Origin of the sequence: Nonomuraea turkmeniaca, from assembly GCF_005889735.1 — a bacterium.
In the GTDB taxonomy this organism is placed as follows: domain Bacteria; phylum Actinomycetota; class Actinomycetes; order Streptosporangiales; family Streptosporangiaceae; genus Nonomuraea; species Nonomuraea turkmeniaca.
The window spans coordinates 36,321-56,806 of the sequence record NZ_VCKY01000025.1 but is presented as its reverse complement, the minus strand read 5'-3'; the positions used below and the strand labels follow the sequence as shown (position 1 = coordinate 56,806).

At 70.5% G+C, this 20,486-nt stretch carries 17 protein-coding genes; 6 read left to right on the top strand and 11 right to left on the bottom strand.

The features are described from left to right. The first annotated feature begins 277 nt into the window (after nt 1-277). From ETD86_RS10390 to ETD86_RS56830, 3 genes are read left to right on the top strand one after another with little or no spacing between them, the layout of a single operon-like run. Nucleotides 278-787, top strand: a complete 510-nt coding sequence (locus tag ETD86_RS10390) for an HNH endonuclease (RefSeq protein WP_138665905.1) — start codon at nt 278-280, stop codon at nt 785-787. A gap of 57 nt (nt 788-844) precedes the next feature. After that, nucleotides 845-1,642: a GNAT family N-acetyltransferase gene (locus ETD86_RS10385; protein ID WP_211369955.1), complete on the top strand. Its 798-nt coding sequence runs from the start codon at nt 845-847 to the stop codon at nt 1,640-1,642. A 3-nt stretch (nt 1,643-1,645) separates the two neighbouring features. Continuing rightward, on the top strand, nt 1,646-1,849 hold the full coding sequence (locus ETD86_RS56830) for an FmdB family zinc ribbon protein (protein WP_211369954.1): 204 nt from the start codon (nt 1,646-1,648) through the stop codon (nt 1,847-1,849). On the opposite strand, the gene ETD86_RS10380 is transcribed toward ETD86_RS56830, so the two are convergent. From ETD86_RS10380 to ETD86_RS10365, 4 genes are all read right to left on the bottom strand, one after another. Continuing rightward, nucleotides 1,846-2,715: a serine hydrolase gene (locus ETD86_RS10380; RefSeq protein WP_138665904.1), complete on the bottom strand. Its 870-nt coding sequence runs from the start codon at nt 2,713-2,715 to the stop codon at nt 1,846-1,848. The two genes, ETD86_RS56830 and ETD86_RS10380, sit on opposite strands and share 4 nt — an antisense overlap. 68 nt (nt 2,716-2,783) lie before the next feature. Next, nucleotides 2,784-3,278: a helix-turn-helix transcriptional regulator gene (locus ETD86_RS10375; protein WP_170222983.1), complete on the bottom strand. Its 495-nt coding sequence runs from the start codon at nt 3,276-3,278 to the stop codon at nt 2,784-2,786. Nucleotides 3,279-3,359: 81 nt separating this feature from the next. Then, nucleotides 3,360-5,198 (bottom strand): dihydroxy-acid dehydratase, encoded by a 1,839-nt coding sequence (ilvD, locus tag ETD86_RS10370; protein WP_138665903.1) that lies wholly within the window; start codon nt 5,196-5,198, stop codon nt 3,360-3,362. A 116-nt stretch (nt 5,199-5,314) separates the two neighbouring features. Next, nucleotides 5,315-6,124, bottom strand: a complete 810-nt coding sequence (locus ETD86_RS10365) for a thioesterase family protein (RefSeq protein ID WP_138665902.1) — start codon at nt 6,122-6,124, stop codon at nt 5,315-5,317. Between the two features lie 47 nt (nt 6,125-6,171). Here ETD86_RS10365 and ETD86_RS10360 point away from each other — a divergent pair, with 47 nt between their 5' ends. Further along, a complete protein-coding gene (locus ETD86_RS10360; protein ID WP_138665901.1) occupies nt 6,172-6,849 on the top strand; it encodes a TetR/AcrR family transcriptional regulator in 678 nt (225 codons plus the stop codon). Nucleotides 6,850-6,856: 7 nt separating this feature from the next. Here ETD86_RS10360 and ETD86_RS10355 read toward each other — a convergent pair whose 3' ends face one another. Continuing rightward, nucleotides 6,857-7,546: a nuclease-related domain-containing protein gene (locus ETD86_RS10355; protein WP_246147827.1), complete on the bottom strand. Its 690-nt coding sequence runs from the start codon at nt 7,544-7,546 to the stop codon at nt 6,857-6,859. A 340-nt stretch (nt 7,547-7,886) separates the two neighbouring features. Between ETD86_RS10355 and ETD86_RS10350 the strand changes: the two genes are divergently transcribed. Then, entirely contained in the window at nt 7,887-8,177 is a 291-nt protein-coding gene (locus ETD86_RS10350; RefSeq protein ID WP_138665899.1) for a hypothetical protein, read from the top strand. Nucleotides 8,178-8,186: 9 nt separating this feature from the next. After that, nucleotides 8,187-8,552: a TPM domain-containing protein gene (locus ETD86_RS10345; protein ID WP_138665898.1), complete on the top strand. Its 366-nt coding sequence runs from the start codon at nt 8,187-8,189 to the stop codon at nt 8,550-8,552. A 129-nt stretch (nt 8,553-8,681) separates the two neighbouring features. Here ETD86_RS10345 and ETD86_RS10340 read toward each other — a convergent pair whose 3' ends face one another. From ETD86_RS10340 to ETD86_RS10315, 6 genes are all read right to left on the bottom strand, one after another. Further along, on the bottom strand, nt 8,682-9,632 hold the full coding sequence (locus ETD86_RS10340; RefSeq protein ID WP_138665897.1) for a hypothetical protein: 951 nt from the start codon (nt 9,630-9,632) through the stop codon (nt 8,682-8,684). A gap of 29 nt (nt 9,633-9,661) precedes the next feature. Continuing rightward, nucleotides 9,662-10,936 (bottom strand): serine/threonine-protein kinase, encoded by a 1,275-nt coding sequence (locus ETD86_RS10335; RefSeq protein WP_138665896.1) that lies wholly within the window; start codon nt 10,934-10,936, stop codon nt 9,662-9,664. A 76-nt stretch (nt 10,937-11,012) separates the two neighbouring features. Beyond that, the gene (locus tag ETD86_RS10330) at nt 11,013-13,856 is read right to left on the bottom strand and encodes a TIM-barrel domain-containing protein (protein WP_138665895.1); all 2,844 of its coding nucleotides are present in this window, start codon (nt 13,854-13,856) and stop codon (nt 11,013-11,015) included. After that, nucleotides 13,853-17,125 (bottom strand): TIM-barrel domain-containing protein, encoded by a 3,273-nt coding sequence (locus tag ETD86_RS10325; protein ID WP_138665894.1) that lies wholly within the window; start codon nt 17,123-17,125, stop codon nt 13,853-13,855. Before ETD86_RS10325 ends, ETD86_RS10330 begins: the two co-directional genes overlap by 4 nt. Continuing rightward, nucleotides 17,122-19,395 carry a glycoside hydrolase family 31 protein gene (locus tag ETD86_RS10320; protein ID WP_138665893.1) on the bottom strand — a complete coding sequence of 758 codons (2,274 nt, stop codon included), beginning with the start codon at nt 19,393-19,395 and terminating at the stop codon, nt 17,122-17,124. Before ETD86_RS10320 ends, ETD86_RS10325 begins: the two co-directional genes overlap by 4 nt. Then, nucleotides 19,392-20,474 (bottom strand): glycoside hydrolase family 15 protein, encoded by a 1,083-nt coding sequence (locus ETD86_RS10315; RefSeq protein WP_211369953.1) that lies wholly within the window; start codon nt 20,472-20,474, stop codon nt 19,392-19,394. The genes ETD86_RS10320 and ETD86_RS10315 overlap by 4 nt, the downstream gene beginning before the upstream one ends. Nucleotides 20,475-20,486: the final 12 nt, after the last annotated feature.

Genomic DNA, 20,486 nt, shown 5'->3' with positions numbered 1-20,486 from the left:
GGGAACCCTACTGCCAACGTGGAGGGGTAAAGCGCTGGTGAAGCGGGCATAAAACGTATCGTGCGTCCCTCTAGTCATTCCGGCCGGAACTTTTTGGGGTGGCGGGGACGACGGTGCAAACGCCAAACTTGGTGACAGGACGGTGCCGTGGTGACCATCCGCTGGGCCGTCCGGCGGAGGTCCACGTGACGGAAGCACGAGTGCCCCAGGAGGGGCCGACAGGCGGGACATGCCGCGGCATGTCCCCTTTGATACGCGCGCAGCAGGGAGAGGCACGATGACGCGCCAAGTCCTGCTGCTCAATGCCACTTACGAGCCACTGACCACCCTCTCGCTGCACCGTGCCATCGTGCTCGTGCTGCGGGAGAAGGCCGACGTCGTGCATCGCGACGGTCGGGGCGCGGTGCTGCGCTCCGCGAGCTGCACGCTCGACGTGCCTTCGGTGATCAGGCTCCGCAGATACGTCCGCATCCCCTACCGGTCGCGCATCCCCCTGACCAGGGCCGCGCTCATGCGCCGCGACAACTTCCGCTGCGCTTACTGCGGCCAGCGGGCCGAGACCATCGACCACGTCATCCCGCGGTCCCGGGGTGGCGCCCACACGTGGGAGAACTGCGTTGCGTCCTGCACGACGTGCAACCACAGGAAGGCCGACAAATACCTGGAGGAGATCGGGTGGACGCTACGCGTCAGCCCTGCGGTGCCACGGGGCGCCCACTGGAGGCTGATCGGCGCGTCGCTCGTCGGAGACCCCCAGTGGGCGCCTTACCTCGAGGCCGCAGCATAAAAGGGGCCCGGAAAACCGCTTTGGACGAGGCGGTCCCGGCCTGACACCATGCCAGGCATGTGGACCTTCACCTCGGACACCGAGGAGTACGCCACGGTCGCCGAGCCCTTCCTGCTCGGCGACCCGGTGGGCAACACCGTCCCGCTGACCGTCCTGGCCAATCTGCGCGCCGGCATGCCCGCCAAGGATCCTCGGTTCGGCTGGTGGACGGTGGACGGAGAGGTGCGCGGGGCGGCCTTCCGGACCCCGCCGTACCCGATCGGGCTCGCCGTCATGCCGGTCGAGGCCGTCGCGCCGCTGGTGGAGGCGCTCGGCCGGGACATCCCCGCGGTGGTAGGCCGGGTGGAGCTCACCGACGAGGTCGTGCGCCTGCTGGGCCCGCCCAGCCGGGTGATCTCCGAACGGCTCTACCAGCTCGGCACGCTCGCCGTTCCCGACGTGCCGGGGCGGGGACGGCTCGCCGTGCCGGCCGACTATCCGCTGCTGGTGAGCTGGTACCAGTCCTTCAGCGACGAGGTGGCGTTGCCCGAGGGCGACGCCGCAGAGCGGGTCGCCCAGCGGCTCGCGGCTCGGGAGTTGTTCCTGTGGGAGGCGGACGGCGTGCCCGTCTCGCTCGCCGGGCTCTCGCCCGCCGCCGGCGGGGTCTGCCGCATCGGGCCCGTCTACACGCCGCCGTCGTGTCGCAGGCGCGGGTACGGCGCCGCCGTCACGGCCTATGCCAGCCAGAGCGGGCTGGCCGAACGCTGCGACCAGGTGGTGCTCTTCACCGACCTGGACAACCCGACGAGCAACGCCATCTACCAGGCCGTCGGCTACGAGCCCGTGTCCGACTACGCGCACATCACTTACTCTTAGGTCATGCCGCGTTACGACTTCCGCTGCCGCGCCTGCGGTTCCACCTTCGAGGTGTCCCGTCCCATGTCAGCCTCCGATGACCCAGCGGCCTGCCCGGAAGGCCACGACGACACGGTGAAGCTGCTGTCCACGGTGGCCATGACGGGCGGCGCGGCCGCACCTCGGGCGGCCGGCGGCGGTTGCTGCGGCGGGGGCTGCTGCTCCTAGGCCGTCTTCCCGGTGCGGGTCAGGGCGTTGACCGTCTCCCTGGCCAGGTGCTCCACGGTGGCGACCCCGGTCTCCATGTCCGGGCTGCGCTCCGACAGAACGGCGATCAGCAGCTGGTGCCCGCGCACGCGGAGCCGTCCCACGCTGTTGATCGTCCACAGGCCGCCGTGCACCTGAGCGGGCAGCCACCCGTTCTTCAGCGCCACCTCGCCGCCGGCCGCGCTGACGCCCCAAACCTGCTCGGGCACGACCGACGACATGAGCCCCAGCGCGTACTGCCGATGGGGGGCCGACAGCGGGCCGTCCGGGTCGGTGAGCCGCTCCAGCACCTCGACCTGGTCGGACGGGCGACTGCTCGTCGATCCCCAGGAGAGACCCGGGCCGGGCCGGGTGTGTTCGATGCCCATCTCCCGCAGGACCCGGGCCAGTCCTTTCTGCCCGCCGATCGTCATGTACAGCTCGTGCGCGCAGTCGTTGTCGCTGTTGCGGATCATCCGATCGGCCAGCCGGCGCTCGTACGCGGTCAGCTGCCGGCCCTCGCGCTGCTTGCCCAGCAGGAACGCCAGCAGGATGTCCACCTTGGCCACGCTGGCCAGCATGTACGGCGTGCGCTCGCGAAAGGCGTACCTGACGCCGGTCGTCCTGTCGTACACGGCCACCGAAGCCCGCCCTGGCCGGTCGGCCAGGTAACGCTCCAGCGCCCGGTCGAGCGCGCGCCGTTCCTCCGAAGGCAGCGCGCTCTCGACGACGATGGGGGCCTGCTCATGGACCACCGCGGCGGCCGCGCGCGGCGTCCCCGACGACGGTGCGGCGCACCCGGGCACCATGATCAGTAGGGCAAAGGGCCAGATCCCCCGTACACGCATGTGCGGGAGCCTGCCACCCGCAACCCCAAAGGCCGGGGGTGCGGATGGTCAAGAGCGGGCCAGTTTCCTCACGCCGCCCTGCTGCGCCGGCGGCGCTGGAACGGCAGGAACCGGTCGGCGAGATGCGGACGGGAGGGCGTGAGCGTGGGCTCGACCGCGATGATCCGGTCGAACCTGAACGCCCTGATCGCCCGGCGCATCCTGCACACCCCGACCAGATACCAGTATTCGCGGTGGACCAGGCATGTCACCGGCTCGACGTCGCGCGAGGTGACGGTGCCCGAGGCGTCTCGGTAGTGCAGCCGGATCATGAGCCGGCTGGTGATGGCGTCGGCCATGAGCCTGGCCCGGGAGGCGACCTCCAAGGGCAACGGCTCGGTCAGTGTCGTGAGCGTGGTGGTGATGACGTCGTCGTCGAGCTCCAGGTGCTCGAGCGCGTGCTGGAGGCCGCGCCGGGCGGTGACAGCTTGGGGGCCTGCTCCGAGGTGGGCGAGGGAGAGTGCGAGGGCGGCGATCTCGGCGGTCGTCAGCGGGCGAGTATCGTGCTTCACGACTGTCGTCATACCCCAAGAATAGGGATGACCACCGACATTTTTCGAAAGTCTGTACGGCAGGCGACAATCCTGTCGCCTGCCGTACAGCTCCTAGTGACCGAGTTGCGACAGGTCGCGGGAGGCGCCCGTGGAGGCGGACGTCGTCATCGCCGCGTACGCCTGCAGCGCCACGCTCACCGGCCGGTTGCGGTCCCGCGGCCGGTATCCGCCCAGCTCCTTCAGCAGCCGCTCGCGTCGGGCGGCCAGCTCGTCCTCGGGCACGCGCAGCTCCATCGACCGGTTCGGGATGTCGATGTCGATGATGTCGCCGTCCTCGACCAGCGCGATCGCGCCGCCCTCGGCCGCCTCAGGCGAGGCGTGGCCGATCGACAGCCCCGAGGTGCCGCCGGAGAAGCGGCCGTCGGTGATCAGCGCGCACACCTTGCCCAGGCCCCTGCCCTTGAGGAACGAGGTCGGGTAGAGCATCTCCTGCATGCCGGGGCCGCCCTTGGGGCCCTCGTAGCGGATGACCACCACGTCGCCGGCCTTGACCTTCCCGCCGAGGATGCCCTCGACGGCCTGCTCCTGCGACTCGAACACCACCGCGGGCCCGCTGAACGTCCAGATCGACTCGTCGACCCCGGCCGTCTTCACGACCGCGCCGTCCCGCGAGATGTTGCCGTAGAGCACGGCCAGCCCGCCGTCCACGGTGTAGGCGTGTTCGAGGTCGCGGATGCATCCGGCCGCGCGGTCGAGGTCGAGGTCGTCCCAGCGGTTGTCCTGCGAGTACGCCTTGACCGTGCGCACGTTGCCGGGCGCCGCGTGCCACAACTCCACGGCCTCGGGCTTCGCCGACGGTGACTTCACGTCCCAGGCGGCCAGCATGTCGGCGAGGGAGCCACCGTTCACGGTGGGCACGTCGCGGTGCAGCAGCCCGGCCCGGTCGAGCTCGCCCAGGATGGCCGGGATGCCGCCGGCGCGGTGGACGTCCTCGACGTGGTACTTGTCCGTGGCCGGGGCGACCTTGCACAGGCACGGCACCCGCAGCGAGATCTCGTTGATCTCCTTGAGCCCGAAGTCCACCTGCGCCTCGCGGGCGGCGGCCAGGATGTGCAGGATCGTGTTGGTGGAGCCGCCCATGGCGACGTCGAGCGTCATGGCGTTCTCGAACGCCTCGCGGGTGGCGATCGAGCGCGGCAGCACCGACTCGTCGCCGTCCTCGTAGTAGCGGCGGGTGATCTCGACGAGCTGCCGCCCGGCGTCCTCGAACAACGTCTTGCGCGCCTTGTGCGTGGCCAGGATCGTGCCGTTGCCGGGCAGCGCCAGCCCGATGGCCTCGGCCAGGCAGTTCATGGAGTTGGCGGTGAACATGCCGGAGCAGGACCCGCACGTCGGGCAGGCGTTCTCCTCCATCTCCAGCAACTCGGCGTCGGAGACGGAGTCGTCGGCGGAGGCGATCATCGGGTCGATCAGGTCGAGCTTCTTGCCGGGCGTCTTGCCGGCCTCCATGGGCCCGCCGGACACGAAGATCGTCGGGATGTTCAGCCTGAACGCCGCCAGCAGCATGCCCGGCGTGATCTTGTCGCAGTTGGAGACGCAGATCAGCGCGTCCGCGCAGTGCGCTTCGACCATGTACTCCACGGCGTCGGCGATGAGCTCACGCGACGGCAGCGAGTAGAGCATGCCGCCGTGGCCCATCGCGATGCCGTCGTCCACCGCGATCGTGTTGAACTCGCGGGGGATCGCCCCCGCCTCCCTGATCGCGGCCGAGACGACGTCCCCGACCTCGCGGAGATGAACGTGCCCCGGCACGAACTGGGTGAAGCTGTTGGCCACCGCGATGATGGGCTTGCCGAAGTCACTCCCGGCTACGCCGGTCGCCCGGAGCAGGGCCCGGGCACCGGCCATATTCCTGCCGTGGGTGACTGTACGTGACCTGAGGGCGGGCATTGGGCATCTCCCATCGCTAGCGAGTCTTCACATGTTACGACCACCGCCCGGCAACTGAGACAACCGTCCACGCATCGGACGGTTGGTTACCGGATCGTGGCGCAATAGAAGCCAGGCTAGGCAGGCACCCGCACGGCGGCGAGCTGGGTCGCCTGGCCCACCAGCCGGCCCTTGTCGTCCCAGACGTGGGCGACCTCGTCCATGCGCTCGCCGCCGACGTCCGTGGCGGCCAGCCGCACCCTGACCGGGCCCGGCGCGGGCAGCCTGCGGATGTACGCCGACAGCTGGATGGTGGGCACCCAGCCGGGCAGCCCCAGATCGTACGAGACCGGCGGCACCGGGTCGAGCGCCACCAACAGGCTCAGCGGATCCCAGTCCGAGCCGTCGGCCAGCCGCTGCCACGAGCTGATGACGCCGTGCCGCGACGGCGCGCCGAACGCGAAGCCCAGCTTCGCCGGGTCCATGCGCTCCTCGACCACCGCCATCAGCGGGACGGAGAACCCGGCGCCCGGCGCCTCGACGGGGACCAGGAAGCAGTCCTCCTCGCGCGGCAGCTCGACCGCCTCCTGGGACGACCACCAGGGATCGGCGTCGTCCAGCAGGCCCAGCGTGATGTGCGCCTCCACCCGCGTCCGGCCCTCCTGCACCAGCGCGGCCCTGACCTGCGCCACGCTCCTGCCCACGCGGAGCGTCTCCACGCGCGCGAGCGCGTCGCCCGGCTCAGGCGGCTCGACGAAGGTGCCACTGACGGCGGTCACGTGCGGGTGGCCGTCGCCGCCGGCGCTCTCGCCGGCGGCCCGCCCGAGCACGGCCAGCAAATAGCCGCCGTGCAGCCGCGTCCCGACGCTCCACTCGGCGTCCAGGGTGGTGCCGAACTCACCGCCACCCCGTGCGGTCAACGCCGTCGCTTCCCGAAAAGTCCCCATGGATGTCAGATTGACAGCGTTAACCTAACGGCGTCAACGTGAGATCCATGACCACCAGACGGGTACGCGCCAGGCGCGGAGAAGGCGCGCTGCTCCGCGAGGAGATCCTGCGCGCCGCCGAGGACCTCTTGGCGGAGGCGGGCACCGAGGACGCGCTCACGCTCCGCGCGGTCGCCGAGCGGGCCGGCGTGTCGACACCATCGGTCTACCTGCACTTCGCCGACAAGGAGGAGCTGGTCGAGGCCGTGTGCCTGCGGGTGTGGGACGAGCTCGGCCGGCTCTTCGGCGCGAACCTGGGCGGCGACCCGTTCCTCGCGCTGGGCCGGTGCGGGCGTGCCTACGCCCGCTTCGCCCTCGACCATCCCGTGCAGTACCGGGTGCTGATGCTGCGGCCCTCACCCGGGCCCGGCGTCCCGCCGGCCGCCGCCGAGTGTTTCCGCCACATGGTGGACGCGGTCGCCGCCTGCGTGGAGACGCGGGTGCTGGAGGGCGACCCGGAGGAGCTCGCGCTCGGCCTCTGGTCGGCCGTGCACGGGTGCGTCTCGCTGCTGATCGCCCAGCCGTCGTTCCCGTGGCCGCGCGACAGGGAGGCGCTCATCGACCACATCGTGCGGATCGCCGGCTTCGGCACCGCGGTGTACTCCCGCCTGCCGCGAGACCTCCCGCCGAGCGCGGATCTGGTCACCGCGCTCGACGACTTCGGCGCACGACTGAACCTGTCGTAGCGAGTGGTCAGCCCTCGCCGTACCGGGCGGGAAGCTCCCTGGCGGCGATGTCGTAGATCCGGTCGATCTCGTGGGGGGTCAGCGCCCGCTCCCGCTTGGTGATCCACTTGCGGGCACGGTCGCCCTGGTAGACGTCCACGCCGCGGATCGTCATGATCTTCCAGGGCACGGCCGGGCCGTAGATGGCGAGCGAGGGCACCACGGACACCTCGCGGCCGAAGCCCTTGCTGATCAGCTCACTGGCCTGCGACGCCTCCCACTTGGCCTCGTTGAGCCTGACCTTCTGGTCGAAGGGGCCGTGGTAGAGCTTCTTGCCCATCTGGACGCGTACCGGAAGGCGTTTGTCCCACTTCTCGGAGTCGACCGCGTACACGCCGGTCGGGCCCACCACGAGGTGGTCGATCTGGGCCTCGCTGTTCGGGATCGCCCTGGCGTGCAGCGTGCGGTAACCCAGGCGCTCCAGCTTGCGCAACTGCGCCTCGGTGCGCCGCTCCGCCACGGACGCGCGCCGCCACGCGGGCACGGACGAGTTGGAACGCGCGCGGTAAACCGCCTCCACAATCGCCGCGACCACGCCCGCGGTCACGCCGACCCGCCATTCGCTCACGAGGAAGCCCACCACCAAGGCCACGCCGATCGCCATCAGCACACGGTTGCGCAGGCGGCGGAAACGCGGTTGTTGCAGCAGGCTACGCACGGACGCGCGCTCAATCGGCGCGTACGTGGAGGTGGGCGCCGATGGCTTCGCTGCGGGGGTCTGCTCGCTCTCCGGCCGGTCACTCACCCATATCGGTGACGCGTGGTGACCGTCTTCTCGCTGCTTGTCGGAGTCCACGTCACTCACCGTAGCCCGCGAATCTGACGGATTCCTAGTGTTGCCCTGTCCATAGTTTTATGGCCCAGCTCATCGTGTTCTACGCCCGGTTTCGGGGTATTACTAACGTTCTTCTCTAGAGAAGCTTACGGTCATCCAAGATCCTAACCCGTCGTCCGGATGGGGTCTGGCCGGACCCGCCCACGAGGTTTACGTTCATGGTGTGAACAGCGCGGCAGAGATCCTGCTCTTTCTCATCGGGGTGTCCATGGGGCTGTTCGTACTGATCAGCCTGCTTGTCATGGTGCCGGGGCGCGGTGCGCAGCGGCGGATGGAGTCCGGCCCGGTGTGGCTAGGCGGTCCGTCGGGCAGCGAGCGCGGCGTGAGCACGTCGGGTCTGGTGCTGGCCGACCGGGTGGCGCACTGGACCACCGTCCCCGAGACCGACTGGGTGGCCGCGGCCGAGACGGCGGAGCCTGGCCGGCACGCCGGCGGCGCGTCGGCCGGATGGTGAGGCTGCACGATGCGAGGACTGACCACCGCTCAGGCGGACGACATCAGGAAGGCCCTGCGCACTGCCGAGCAGCGCAGCGGGCTCCGGTTCGGGTTGTTTCTCGGGGAGCCGGTCGGCGGCCGCCGCCACTTCGCCGAACGCCTGCACGCCGCCCTCGGCGAGGAGGCCGGCAACGCAGTCGTGATCCTCGTCGACGTCAAGGGGCGGGGGCTGGAGATCGTCACGGGGGAGCAGGCCAGACGTCGCCTCAGCGACAACGCCTGCCGGCTGACCGCGATGTCCATGGCCACCTCGTTCTCCGTCGGCGACTTCATCGGCGGCCTGCTGTACGGCATCGCCTCGCTCGGCGAGGCAGCCACGTCGCGCCGATCCTAGAACCCAGCATTCTTTACGGTCGCCCAGCGTCACCGCACGCGCCGTAAACCCTTGCCGTCTGTCATGGCCGGTCGTGAAGGCTCACGGGTTGCTCGCCGTGACGAACGCATGCTTGACCGGCTCCGTGGTTCAGAGGCGTTCCAGCAACGTGACGATGTGGCTGCTCACGCCGTTCAGTAGTGTGCTGGGCTCGATGGGCGCGGCGGCGATCGCCGAGAAGAGGGACGGCAGGCCCGGGAGGGGGAAGTCGTCGTCCTTGACGGCTGCGGCGCCTACCGGGTTCTTGTCCAGGGCCGTGCGGCTGCGCTGCCAGGCGTCGAGGACCTCCTCCGGGGAGGGGACGCCGAAGCCGTGGCCCACTGGGGCGGCGTGGCGCAGTCTCACCAGGGGCGTGTCGGCGAAGGCGAGGGCGGTGCGGGCGCGTAGCTGGAGGTCGGCGCGGGGCTCCGGAGGGACCCAGTCCATGGCCGCGCACGGGTTGCGGCAGGTGGCGACGCACACGGCCAGCGCGCCGGCCACCTGGCTGTGCTGGCGGTCGAAGTAGGCGCGCCAGCCTTCGTTCGGCTCGGTGGACACCCGCAGCGTGCGGTTGGTGGCGGACTGCTCCGACTTGGTGTGGTCGCACTCGCGGTCGCCGATGACGCCGAACCTGCTGCCGGTCGCGCTCAGGCCGGCGGGCCAGCGGGCGGGGTCGCCGGCGTGGCCGAGGTGCGGCTCGAAGGCCAGGAGCGGCAGGTATTCGCTGGCGATGTGCACGGCCGCGATCATCGGGCTCAGCTCGCGGCGGTGCCAGCGTACGGCGATCACCTCGAGGAGCAGCCCGTAGGCCGGCCGCAGCGACTCCAGCGCCCCGCGCGGCTGCTCGCGCGGCGTCTGCGGCATGTGGCAGGCCCGTGCCCGCCGCCTCAGCTCGGCGGGCACCACCTTGGCCTCGGCCGCGAAGTCCTCCGCGTCGAGCGAGAGCAGCCGGTGCCCGAACTCGCACACCTCGGCGATCTCCGCCGCCGGCGCGAGCGCGCCGAGGTCGGCGAAGGCATAGCGGCGGGCCAGGGCGATGAGGAGATCACGAGTGGTGTCCACGCGACGACTTTCTCACGAGCGGAGAGCGGTCACGGACACGGCTCTCGTATGCACTGGATGTCGGTCGTCGGCTTGGGCTCCGTGGGCTCCGACGACGGCTCCTCGGCGCCCGGCGTGGTCGGCTCCTGAGACGGCTCCTGCGTGGGCTCGGACGTGGTCGGCCTGGAGGTGGGCGTGCTGGTCGGCGTGGTGGTCGGGACCGGCGCCGACGGGGTCGGCGCCGGGGTCGTCGCGCGGGTCGGCTTGGCGCTCGGGGACCGCCTGGTCGGGGGTCCGGACTGCGGCCTGGTGCCGGTCGGCATGATGGGCGACGCCGTGACCGAGGTGCCGTGGACGGTCGGCGGCACCTCGTCGATGACCGTGGGCGTGGCCGGACGCAGCCAGACGGCGCCTGCCACGGCGGCGGACACGGCCACGGCGGCGGCCGCGGTGAGCGCCGCGCGCAGGGCGCGTCCGCGATGTGGCGCGGGAGCCGTGCCGGGCGCGGCCAGCGCCCTGCGCGCGGCCTCGGCCATCAGCGCCGCCGACGGCCAGCGCCGGTCGGGGGCCTTCTCCAGCGCACGCTCGACCACCTGCCGCGGCCCCGGCGGCACCTCGCCGGGCAGCGGCGGGACCGGAGAGTTGAGGTGCTTGAAGATGATCTGCACGGGCGTGTCGCCCTGGAACGGCAGGCGCCCGGTCAGGCACTCGTACGCCACCACGCCCAGCGCGTACACGTCGACCGCCGGCGTCACCTCGCTGGCGGTGGCCATTTCCGGAGCGCAGTAGCCGGCCGAGCACAACATCGTGCCCGTGGCCGTCAGGTGTCCGGCCGAGACCGAGTGGGCGATGCCGAAGTCGGTGAGCGCCACGCCGCCGTCGGGCCTGATCATGAGGTTGGCGGGCTTGACGTCGCGGTGCACGATGCCCTGCGCGTGCGCGGCGGCCAGCGCGTCGCCGACCTCCGCGACCAGCCGCATGGTGGCGTCCGTGCCGAGCGGGCCGCGGCGCAGCACGCGGTCGAGTGATTCGCCCGGCACGTGCTCCATGACCAGGAAGCTCACCTGGCGGCCGTTGACGTCGGCGATGCCGTAGTCGTAGACATCGACCACGCCGGGATGGGTCAGCGTGGCCATGGCCCTGGCCTCGTTCTGGAACCGCTGGGCGAACGTCGGGTTTTCGGTCAGGGCCGGGATGAGCACCTTGACGGCGACGGTGCGTCCGAGGACCGTGTCGTCGGCACGCCAGACCTCGCCCATGCCCCCACCGCCGAGGCGGTGGGCCAGCACGTAGCGGTCATTGAGGGTGGTCCCCGCGCCTAGCACGTCATCGAGGCTAACACCGGGGGTTCGATGACATGGCCAAAGTCGGGAGGACAAAACGGCGATGTCGCCGCCGGTATCAAAAGGTTCCTGTACTCGTGCCGCCGTCGCCGGTGGCGGGGGTGGTGAGGGAGGTGTTGGCGCCCGGTTGCCACTGGTCCGCGGTGTCGGGGTAGCCGGACTCCTGACGTTTGACGCACTTCCAGTCGATGGCGGTGTTCGGTGGCAGTTTGCCGATCGTGCCGGTCCAGGTCGGATATGCCGTGGGTGCCAGCTTGACCGCGCTCGCCACCGACCAGGCCCCGAGCTGCGGGACGCTGCCGACGGCGTAGATCGACTGTCCGGGGTCCGTGGTGCCGTTGTCGCACCTGAACGTCATCGACGCCGGCGCCTGGCCGAGCGTGAACGCGAACGTCTTGGCCGCGGTGACGCTCGCGCTCGCCGCCTTGGCGACGATGAGGTTGCCGCCCGCGTTGTACCAGCCGCCGGCGGCGGCGTCGAAGGCGCTCTTGGTGGCGTGCTGGGTGAGCGGGGATCCGTTCAGCGTGACGGCCGACGCCTGGGTGTCGGCGACCAGCTCCACCACGGTCGACCTGCTTGCGGGCGCGGCGCTGTAGGCGCCGGTGGAGGCGGCCACGGTGACGGTGGCCGTGCTGCCGCTGAGCTGCTGGCTGATCCGGGTCGTGCGTACGGAGCCGCTCTGGTACGCCGTCGTGGCCCCGTCGTCCTCGTAAAGGGTGAAATCAGTGGACGTGGTGTGCGGATACACGCGGGCGATCAGCTCGTTCCTGGCCGTGCCGTCGGTGCGTTTGCCCACGACGTTCATGGTCTTGTCGTCCACGTGCGCCTTCGGGATGATCGCCCCAGCCCTGGCGAAGGCCGGCAACCGGAACACCCCGTCGACCCACAGCGGGCGGTCGGTGAACCACTGGCCGGAGCTGGTGAGCTTCTCGCCGGTGGCGTAGTCGTACCAGGTCCCTGCGGGCAGGTAGATGTCGCGGTCGCGCTCGCCGGCGCCGGCCGCCACGCCGACCAGGAGGTCGCGGCCGATGAGCTTCTCGTGGCCCGCCTCGCGCACGTTCGGGTCGTTCTGGTAGGCGTGCACCAGCGGAGGGATCACGGGCTCACCGAAGAGGTGGGCGCGGTGGGCGAGCGAGTAGTAGTAGGGCGCGAGCTCGTATCGCTGACGCAGGTTGGCCAGGTTGCTCGGCTTGTGGCCGATCTTGTCGGGTGAGGTCTGCGCGCAGTTGCACAGGTTCTCGGTGTGCGGGCGCACCGGCACCTCGAACCAGGAGCCATTGGCGAACCACTGCGTGTAGAGCTCGTTCAGATCCGAATTGAGCATCTCCCTGCGGAACCCGCCGATGTCGGAGCCGAAGTAGTCGATGCCGGACATCGACATGTGCATCTGCACGTTCTGCTGCTGGGCCAGCGCGGTCAGCTTGGAGCCGATGTCGGCCGACCACATGGCCACGCCGTGCCGCTGGATGCCGGCCGCGCCGGAGCGGGCGAGCATGAAGGGCCGCCTGGTGCCGGAGGCGTAGCCGCGGGCCACGCTCTCGGCCCACTTGAGGTTGTAGACGTTGTGGTAGTCGGCGTGGGCATGTTTGCCGGGCAGCACGCCGGAGGTCCAGTCCCCGGCGTCGTACATCTCCGGCTCGCCCAGGTCCAGCCAGTGGCCCTGGACGCCCTGCTCGGCGAGGGGCTGCCGCTTGAGCGTGTGCCAGTAGTCGGCGGCCGCGTCCTGGGTCCAGTCGATCATGCCGCCCCGGCCCCACCAGTCGTTGGTCGTCAGGTAGGCCGGGGCGCAGCCCGGGCAGCCGGACCTCACGAGGTAGCCGCGCGAAGCGAGGTCGGTGTGTTCGGGCAGGTTCTTGCCGACGTACGACTCCTCGATGGTCATCAGGCCGATGCCCTTGTTCGTCGCGTAGTCGTTGATCGTGGCGGAGGTGTTGGGGAAGGCGTTCGTGTCCCAGGAGAGCGTGCCCATGCGGGTGTTGTCCGACCCGGCCGTCACCCCGCCGAACCACGGCAGGTCCAGCACGAACCCATCCACCGGGAACGCGTCCGCCCGCAGCCCGTTGAGACGGTTGTCGATCTCGGCCCAGTTGTCGTAGCCGAACTCCGACACCCACATGCCGAACGCCTTCTTCGGCGGCACCGGCGGCCGGCCCGTCAGCTCCATGTAGTCCTTGCGCAGGTCCGGCAGGTCGGGGCCGGTCATCGTGTACCACCTGAGCTGGTCGCCCCAGGTGTCCACCGTCCAGGGGTCGCCGGTCAGGTTCCATTGCTGCTTGTGGACCTGGTCGAGCAGCAGGCCGTAGTTGAGGTTCGCTGTGTTCGTATTGGCTGGGCCCACCGCGAACAGCACCGGGATCTGCGTGTTGCCGACCGGGCCGTTGTCGGTGTCGAAGACCATGGCGTTGCCGTACGGTCCGCCGGGGGAGCGGGTGCGGCCCACCCAGTCGCCGTCGGCACTGCCGCCCATGAAGAACTGCTCGCCCAGGCCGTAGGCGTTCTGCATCGAGCCCTTGGTGATGGCCAGGCCCTTCCACGGCTGAGCGAGGTTGCGCGGGCACGCCTCGTAGAGCAGCCGAGCCGGGTCGGAGACCTTGACGCACAACGTTCCGGCCGTCACCTCGACCTTCATGGCGGGCGTGGTGAGCGTGTCACCCGACTGGGTGAAGCTGGACGGGCCCATGTAGTCCTTCTTCGCCACCTGCGGGGTGCTGAAGATCGACGTGTTCACGCCGGGGCTCGTCCCGTTGGCGAGCTCGAAGTGCACGAGGTCGTCGTCGAGGAACTCCACGATCAGATACGCCGAGCCGCTGGTGAACTCCACCCGCTGGACCGCCGCCTGCGCGGACGACGCCACCAGCGAGGGCATGAGCAGAGCCGCCAAGAAGACGAGCGCGCGGGTCATGGCCGGCTCACCACCAGGTTGTCGAGATTGATCCCGCCGGTGTTCACCGCGTCATAGGCGATCTTGACGGCGTGGGCGCCCGCCGTGAGGGACGTCGCGAGCGTGGCCGTGCCCCACGTGTCCCAGTTCGCCAGCGCGGGGAGCGAGAGCGTGCCGGCGGACACGCCGTCCACGTAAACGGTCCTGGTGGCGTTCACGGTGGCCGAGTAGCGGAACGTGAGCTGGTGGCCGCCCGTCGCGTCGGCCTTGACCTGGAACGTCACCGCGTCGCCCGGTGTCGCGAAGCCGTCGGTGAAGCCGGTCCCGGTGTAGCCGGCGTGGTCGGTGTTCGTCGAGGTGCCGGTGCCCGTCGCGAACTCGGCCTCGTAGGCGGCCTTGTCCACCCCGTTGAGCGTGACCGTCCTGGTGGAGCCGCTGCTCGCGAGCTTGACGTGGGTGAGCTGCTGGACCGGGTCCCACCACCAGCCCTCGGCGGCGGCCTTGAGGTCGGCCGGCGCGGCCCGGGCGGTCGCGCCGGTCACCGAGGCCGGCTTCGTGCTCGCCACCTGGAGCGTGCTGGTCGTGGTCAGCGGCGGCACGGTGACCGTCACCGCGTGCCCGGCCCAGTTCTCGGCCGAGGTGACGGTGCGGGTGGCGTTCGCGGCGTCCTCGAAATAGGCGTATGAGGTGGTGCCTGACGGATAAATCCGGAAGGTCAAGTTGGTGTAGTTGTCGACGCTGTTACCGATCTCGCCGCCGAGCTGGTAGTCGGCGTCGAGATTGAGCGGGATGATCGCCCCGGGCTTGGCGTAGACCGGGATCGTGTCCAGGCCGGCGTGGTAGGTCTTGGTGCCGGGGCCGGTGAAGCGGCCGCCGTTCCACAGGTCGTGCCACTCGCCGGCGGGCACGTACACGTTCTTCGAGATCGCACCCTGCGTCGTGATCGGCGCGACGAGCAGCTGCGAGCCGAACAGGTACTGCTGGTCCAGGGCGGCGGCCGTCGCGTCGCCGGGGAAGGCGAAGCTCATCGCCCGCATCATCGGCACGCCCGTGGTCGCGCTCGCCTTGGCCTCGGTGTAGAGGTAGGGGATCAGGTTCATGCGCACGTTGGCGAACCTGCGGAACGCCGGCACGACGCTCGTGTCACCGGTGCGGGCCTGCACGTTCCACGGGGTGCGGGCCTCCGACGTGCCCGGGGCGGCCTTCTCCGAGTGGTACTGCATGATCGGCGAGAACGTCGCCTGGGCCGCGGAGCGCAGGTAGAGCTCGGCGCTGGGGAAGGTCCCGGTGAAGCCCGCCAGGTCCCAGGCCGTGTACGGCACCCCCGACTGGCCCGCGCTGAGCTGCGCTCTGACCGCTTCCTGGAAGGCGGCGAAGCTGGAGTTCTGGTCGCCGGCCCAGAAGATCGACCTGGTCTGGGCGCCTGCCGTGCCGGCCCGGCTGAAGACCGTGCCGTCGGGCCGCTTGCCCTTCACATAGGCGTTGTATGCACCCGTGTAGCTGTTCGGGTAGGCGTTGTGCATCTCGTCGCCCGTGCGGCCGTCCGCGAACCGCACGCCCCGCCCGAAGATCGCCTCGCTGCCGTCGGTCTTGAAGCCGTCGATGCCGATGTCGTCGATCAGGTAGTCGCGCTTGCTCATCCACCAGGCGGTCGCGGCCGTGCTGGTGAAGTCGGGGACCATGCTGTCGCCGAACCACTGGCCGGTCGGGATGCGGTAGGGAGCGTTAGTCGGATTTTTCGCGACATAGCCCTGGGCTTCCGCATACGCCTTGTCGTTGAGGTGCTGCTGCGGCGCGGTCGGCGGGTTGGCGTCGAAGTTCTCCTTGAACACCGGGATCTGCCAGAGGATCACCTTGATCCCCTTGCTGTGGGCGTTGTCCACCATCGCCTTCGGGTCCTGCCACGCCGTGCCCGCCGGGAAGGTCAGGTCGCTGTAGGCGAGCCGGCCGCTGCCCGGCTTGGGCGTGTACGTCGCGCCGTGCCACACGTAGAACGTGGCCTCGTCGCTCCACTGCTCCAGCACCATCGCGGTGTGCGGGACCTTGTACGCCGCCACGTTGGCCAGCTCGGCGTTGACCTCGGCCTGCGTGTTCCACTCGTTGGCCGACATCCACACGCCGAAGGCCCACTTCGGCGGCAGCAGCGGCCGGCCGGAGGCCGCCGTGTAGTCGTCCAGGATCTCGGCCGGCGTGCCCGCGTAGAAGTGGTAGTCCAGCGTCGAGTCGAGGCCGCCGCCGGTGTCCACGGTGAATCCGGCCAGGTCGGGCAGGTGCGTGTTGAGGTTGAAGATCGCGTACCGGCTGGTCGGGATGTAGACGCCGTAGCCGGCCGAGTTCAGGAAGAACGGCACGCTCAGGTAGGTGCGCCGGGTGGCGCCCTGGTCCCTGTACTGGTTGTAGACGTAGTTGTGCACATCTGTGCCGCGCTGGTCCAGCCGGTCATAGCGCTCGCCGAAGCCCTCGAAGCGCTCGCCGGCCGGCGACATGAAGTGGTCCTCGATCTTGGTGATCGTGGTGGACCCGTCGCTGGCCCAGCCGATGTTCCTGAACGTGGCGGGGTCGTACTGGCGGGTGATCAGCGTTGTGCCGTCGCCCTTGTAGACCGACAGCCGGTACGGCGACTTCTGGATCTTCAGCACGAGCGAGCTCGTGGAGATCGTGAGCGTGCTCGCCGAGTCGGTCACCGTGTAGCCGGAGACTCCGGAGATGTTCAGGCCTTGCCCGCTGGGGGCGATCTGGGTCCTGAACCGGTCGAGCGCCGGAAACGCGTAGCGGATCTTCGGCGTGAAGCTCCCGGCGCTGTCGCCGGTCGTGACATCCACCGACGTGCCGTTGTCCGTGAAGCCGGTCACGTTCGTCACCGTGCTCCAGGAGGTGACCGCGAACGAGAACGGGCCGACGCTCTTCTGCCCGCCCCCGTTCACGTCCGCGTTCACGGTGTAGGTGATCTTGTCGCCGCGGGCGAACGTCCCTAAGTCGATCTTCCAGTAGCTGTTGTCGCCGCTGTTGTAGTCCCAGGCCGCGCCGATCGGGGTCTGGTTCGCCCCGTTCCTGGTCCAGGTGACCCAGACGGTCTGACCTGGCTCGATCGGCCAGGTCGTCGCCTTGATCTGGACCGCCTCGCCGGCCATCGGGTCACGCGGCACCCGCTCGGTCGGTTCGGCCGAGTACAGGTCGTCGATTCCGGCCGGGTTGTGGTGCACACCGGCGAGCGCGAGAGCGGGAACAGAGACGAAGGATGTTGACAAGGCGATCACCACCACGATGACGGCCGACCTTAATCGGCTCACGAGGGCGCTTCAAAGACGGGGAAGAGGCGAGACCAGTGCTCGGCGGCGCAGAGCACGGGCGGGCGGTCGAGCGGGGCCGGCAGCGTGACTTCCTGCCCGCCGGCCAGGGCGTGTGCGGTCCAGACGTCGATCCACTCGCCCTCAGGCAGGTACACGGAGATCTCCGAGACGCTGCGCTCTGTCACGGGTGCGACGAGCAGCGCGTCACCGAGCTTGTACTGCAGCGGAAACCGCCACACGTCCGGGTCGTGCGGGTGGTCGAAGAACAGCCCGCGCATCAGCGGCGCCCCGCCGTCCACCGCCTTGCGCGCCTGCTCCGCCAGGTACGGCACCAGCCGCTCACGCACCTCCACCAGCCGCCTGAACACCCGGATCACCCGCTCGTCCCCGGTCCGCTCGGCGACGTTCCACGGCGTGCGGTCCCTGAGGGGCGTGCGGTGGTGGTTGAACTCCGAGTGGTATTGCATGATCGGCATGAACGCCGACGCCCCGGCCGCCCGCAGGTACAGCTCGGCGTCCGGCACCTCGCCGGAGAACCCGGCCAGGTCCCAGCCCCAGTACACGATCCCGCAGGCCGAGGCCGTGATCCCGGCTCGGATCGAGGACTGGAACGCCTCCCACGTGGAGTCCTCGTCCCCGGCCCAGAACGCCCCGTGCGGCTGCGACCCGGCGAACCCGGCCCGGCTGAACGTCACCGGCGCCTTCCCGCACGCCCGCAGCAGGTCGCCGAAGGCACGCGCGTAGTGGACGGGGAACAGATTGTTCCCCTCAGCGCCGTCCCGCCCGTCGGCGTACCGCAGGTCGTGCCCCCAGGCGTGCTCGCCGCCATCGGTCTTGAACCCGTCGATCCCGACCTCCTCGACCAGGTAGCGTCGCTTGGCCGTCCACCAGTCGCGGACCTCCTGCGACGACAGGTCGGGCATGAGCGCGAGCGGGAACCACCATCCCCGGTTCCGGTAGGGACGGCCGTCCGCCTCCCGCACCCCGTAGCCGTGCTCGACGAGCTGCCGGGCGTCCACGGCCGCCTGGTGCCGGGGGTGCGGCCGCATCTTCTGCAGCGGGATCTGCCAGAGCAGCACCTTGACGCCGCGGCCGTGCAACTCGTCGACCATGCCCTTGGGGTCGGGCCACGGGCCGTCGGCGGGGAAGGTGTAGTCGGCCAGGCGATGCGGCTCCTCCGACGCCTCATAGGCGGCCCCGCGGAAGGCCGTGAACGTCGTCTCGTCGCTCCACGCCTCGATGACCAGCGCGCCGACGGGGATGCCGTGCTCGCGGTGCCGGTCCATCCGGTCCATCACCCGTTCCTGCGTGTTCCACTCGTTGCCGCTGGCCCACAGCCGGAACACCCACGACGGCAACTCCGTGGGCCGCCCGACCTCGTCCAGGAACGCACGCAGCACGCCGGCAGGCTCGGGCCCGTCGTGGAAACGCACCCCGAGCACGCCGTCCTGGCCCACCTCGGCCTCCACGCACAGCCGCTCGCCGGCCTCGTACCAGGTCCGCCGCGAGGTCGCCACGTGCAGACCCCAGCTCGCCGCGCCCCCTACGACCAGCGCGAACGGCATGGGCAGGTAGGTGCGCCCGTGCCGCCCCTGCGCCTTGTACTGCTCGAACACGACCGCGTCGAGCCGAGCTCCGTCCCGCCCGCGCTGGTCGACGGCGTCGAACCGCTCGCCGAACCCCACCACGTGCTCCTCCGGCCGGAGCGCCACCTCGAACCGCACCCGCAGCACGCCGTCCGCGTCCGCCAGCCATCGCACGCTCCCTGGCACGATTTGGTCGGCACCCGTGACGTCCAGCTTCCCGCCGTCGGCCGACCAGCTCGCCGCCGACACGTGGAACCACCTGCTGGTACGCCTCCCGCCCCCGTCCAGGTCGGCGCGGAAGCGGTAGGCGTACCGATGCCCGGACCGCAGAACGGGCGTCCGGACGGCCCACGACCCGGCGGCGGCCCGCGCGGCCCTGGCCTGCGCGGCGGCGAGATGCCCGCCATCGACCGCCCCGGGCTGCGCCTCCGTGGCCGCCCCGGGCTCGGCCGCCGCCCCGGTCCCGGGCTGCGCCGCGCCATTCACCCCCGAGTCGCGCCGGGCCAGCGGCAGCTCTGCCGGCGCGCCACCGTCCTCGGCCCACTCGCACACCATCGCGACGACGCTCGCCGACGCCCGGACCCGCAGCTCCACCGCCTCACCGTCCAGCGGCCTGGCGGGCACCCGCTGGTCCTCGGTCGCCGCGTACGGGTGCCCGGACCCGAACGGCCGATGCCGGATCATGCCCGCACCTCCAACTCGTCCGCGAGGATCAGATACATCCCGTGCGACCACAACAGCGGCGTCGCCACGGGGCCCCACCGGTCGAGCCACTCCTGGAGCCGCCCGGGCGCCAGCAGCAGATCCGACACCTGCTCGGGCAGATCGCCTTCCCGCGTCGCCTGAGCCGCCATCCAGCCCAGGTAACGGCGGGCCTCGGCGGTCCGTCCTGCCGCGGCGTGATTCCAGCCGAGGAACCCGGCCAGCAGCACCCACCGCCCGCCGCCGTAGAAGGTGTCCGCGAGGTACCGGTACACGCCGCCATCGCGGGCGAGTTGCCGCTCGACCTCGGCAACCGTCGCCGCCCCCACCGGATGCCCGGCCGGATACAGCCCGAACGGCTCCACGCACGCCAGCAGGCTGGCGTCCACGGCGTCACTGCCGAGCCACTTCCGCAACCGCCCGCCGGTGACGCCCTCCCGCTCGACCAGCTCGGTGACGCCCTCGACCGCCTCCACCGCGGCCGCCTCCTCGGTCGCGCTCAGCACGCCGAGCGCTACCGCGGCCCGCAGGCCCGCGTGGACCGAGCTGAGCGTGGCCACGTGCCGCTGCTCGACGTGCTCCTCCCACCAGTCGTAACAGGGCAGGTGCCAGAACGCCGTCAGGTACCTGGCGGCCGCCCTGATCCCCTTCTCGACGCCGGGCACCACACGGCCGTGGCGGCCGGCGTGCGCGCGCAGCGACCAGAGCCACGTGCCGTACCCGTCGAGCTGGAAGTCCCACCACTCGTCCGCGCCGTCCACCCCGTCCAGCGTGAAGCGGGTGGGCAACATCTCGGAGACGGGCACGGCATCGCCGCGCGCGGCCCGGGAGACCAGCGAGTCCACCTGGCCCGCGCGGTCGCCGACCACGCGGGCGCACCAGGTGTGGAAGGCGTCAGCGCCGGCCACGTCGCCGTGCCTGCTCACCCCCTCGGCGATGAACGCACCGTCCCGCAGCCACGAGTAGCCGCGGTAGGCGGAGAAGGTGGGCGAGGCCGGATAGGCCCCGGTGGGCGACTGCAATCTCTTGATCACGTCGAGGCTGTGCGCGACGAGGGACAACGAAATCTCTCC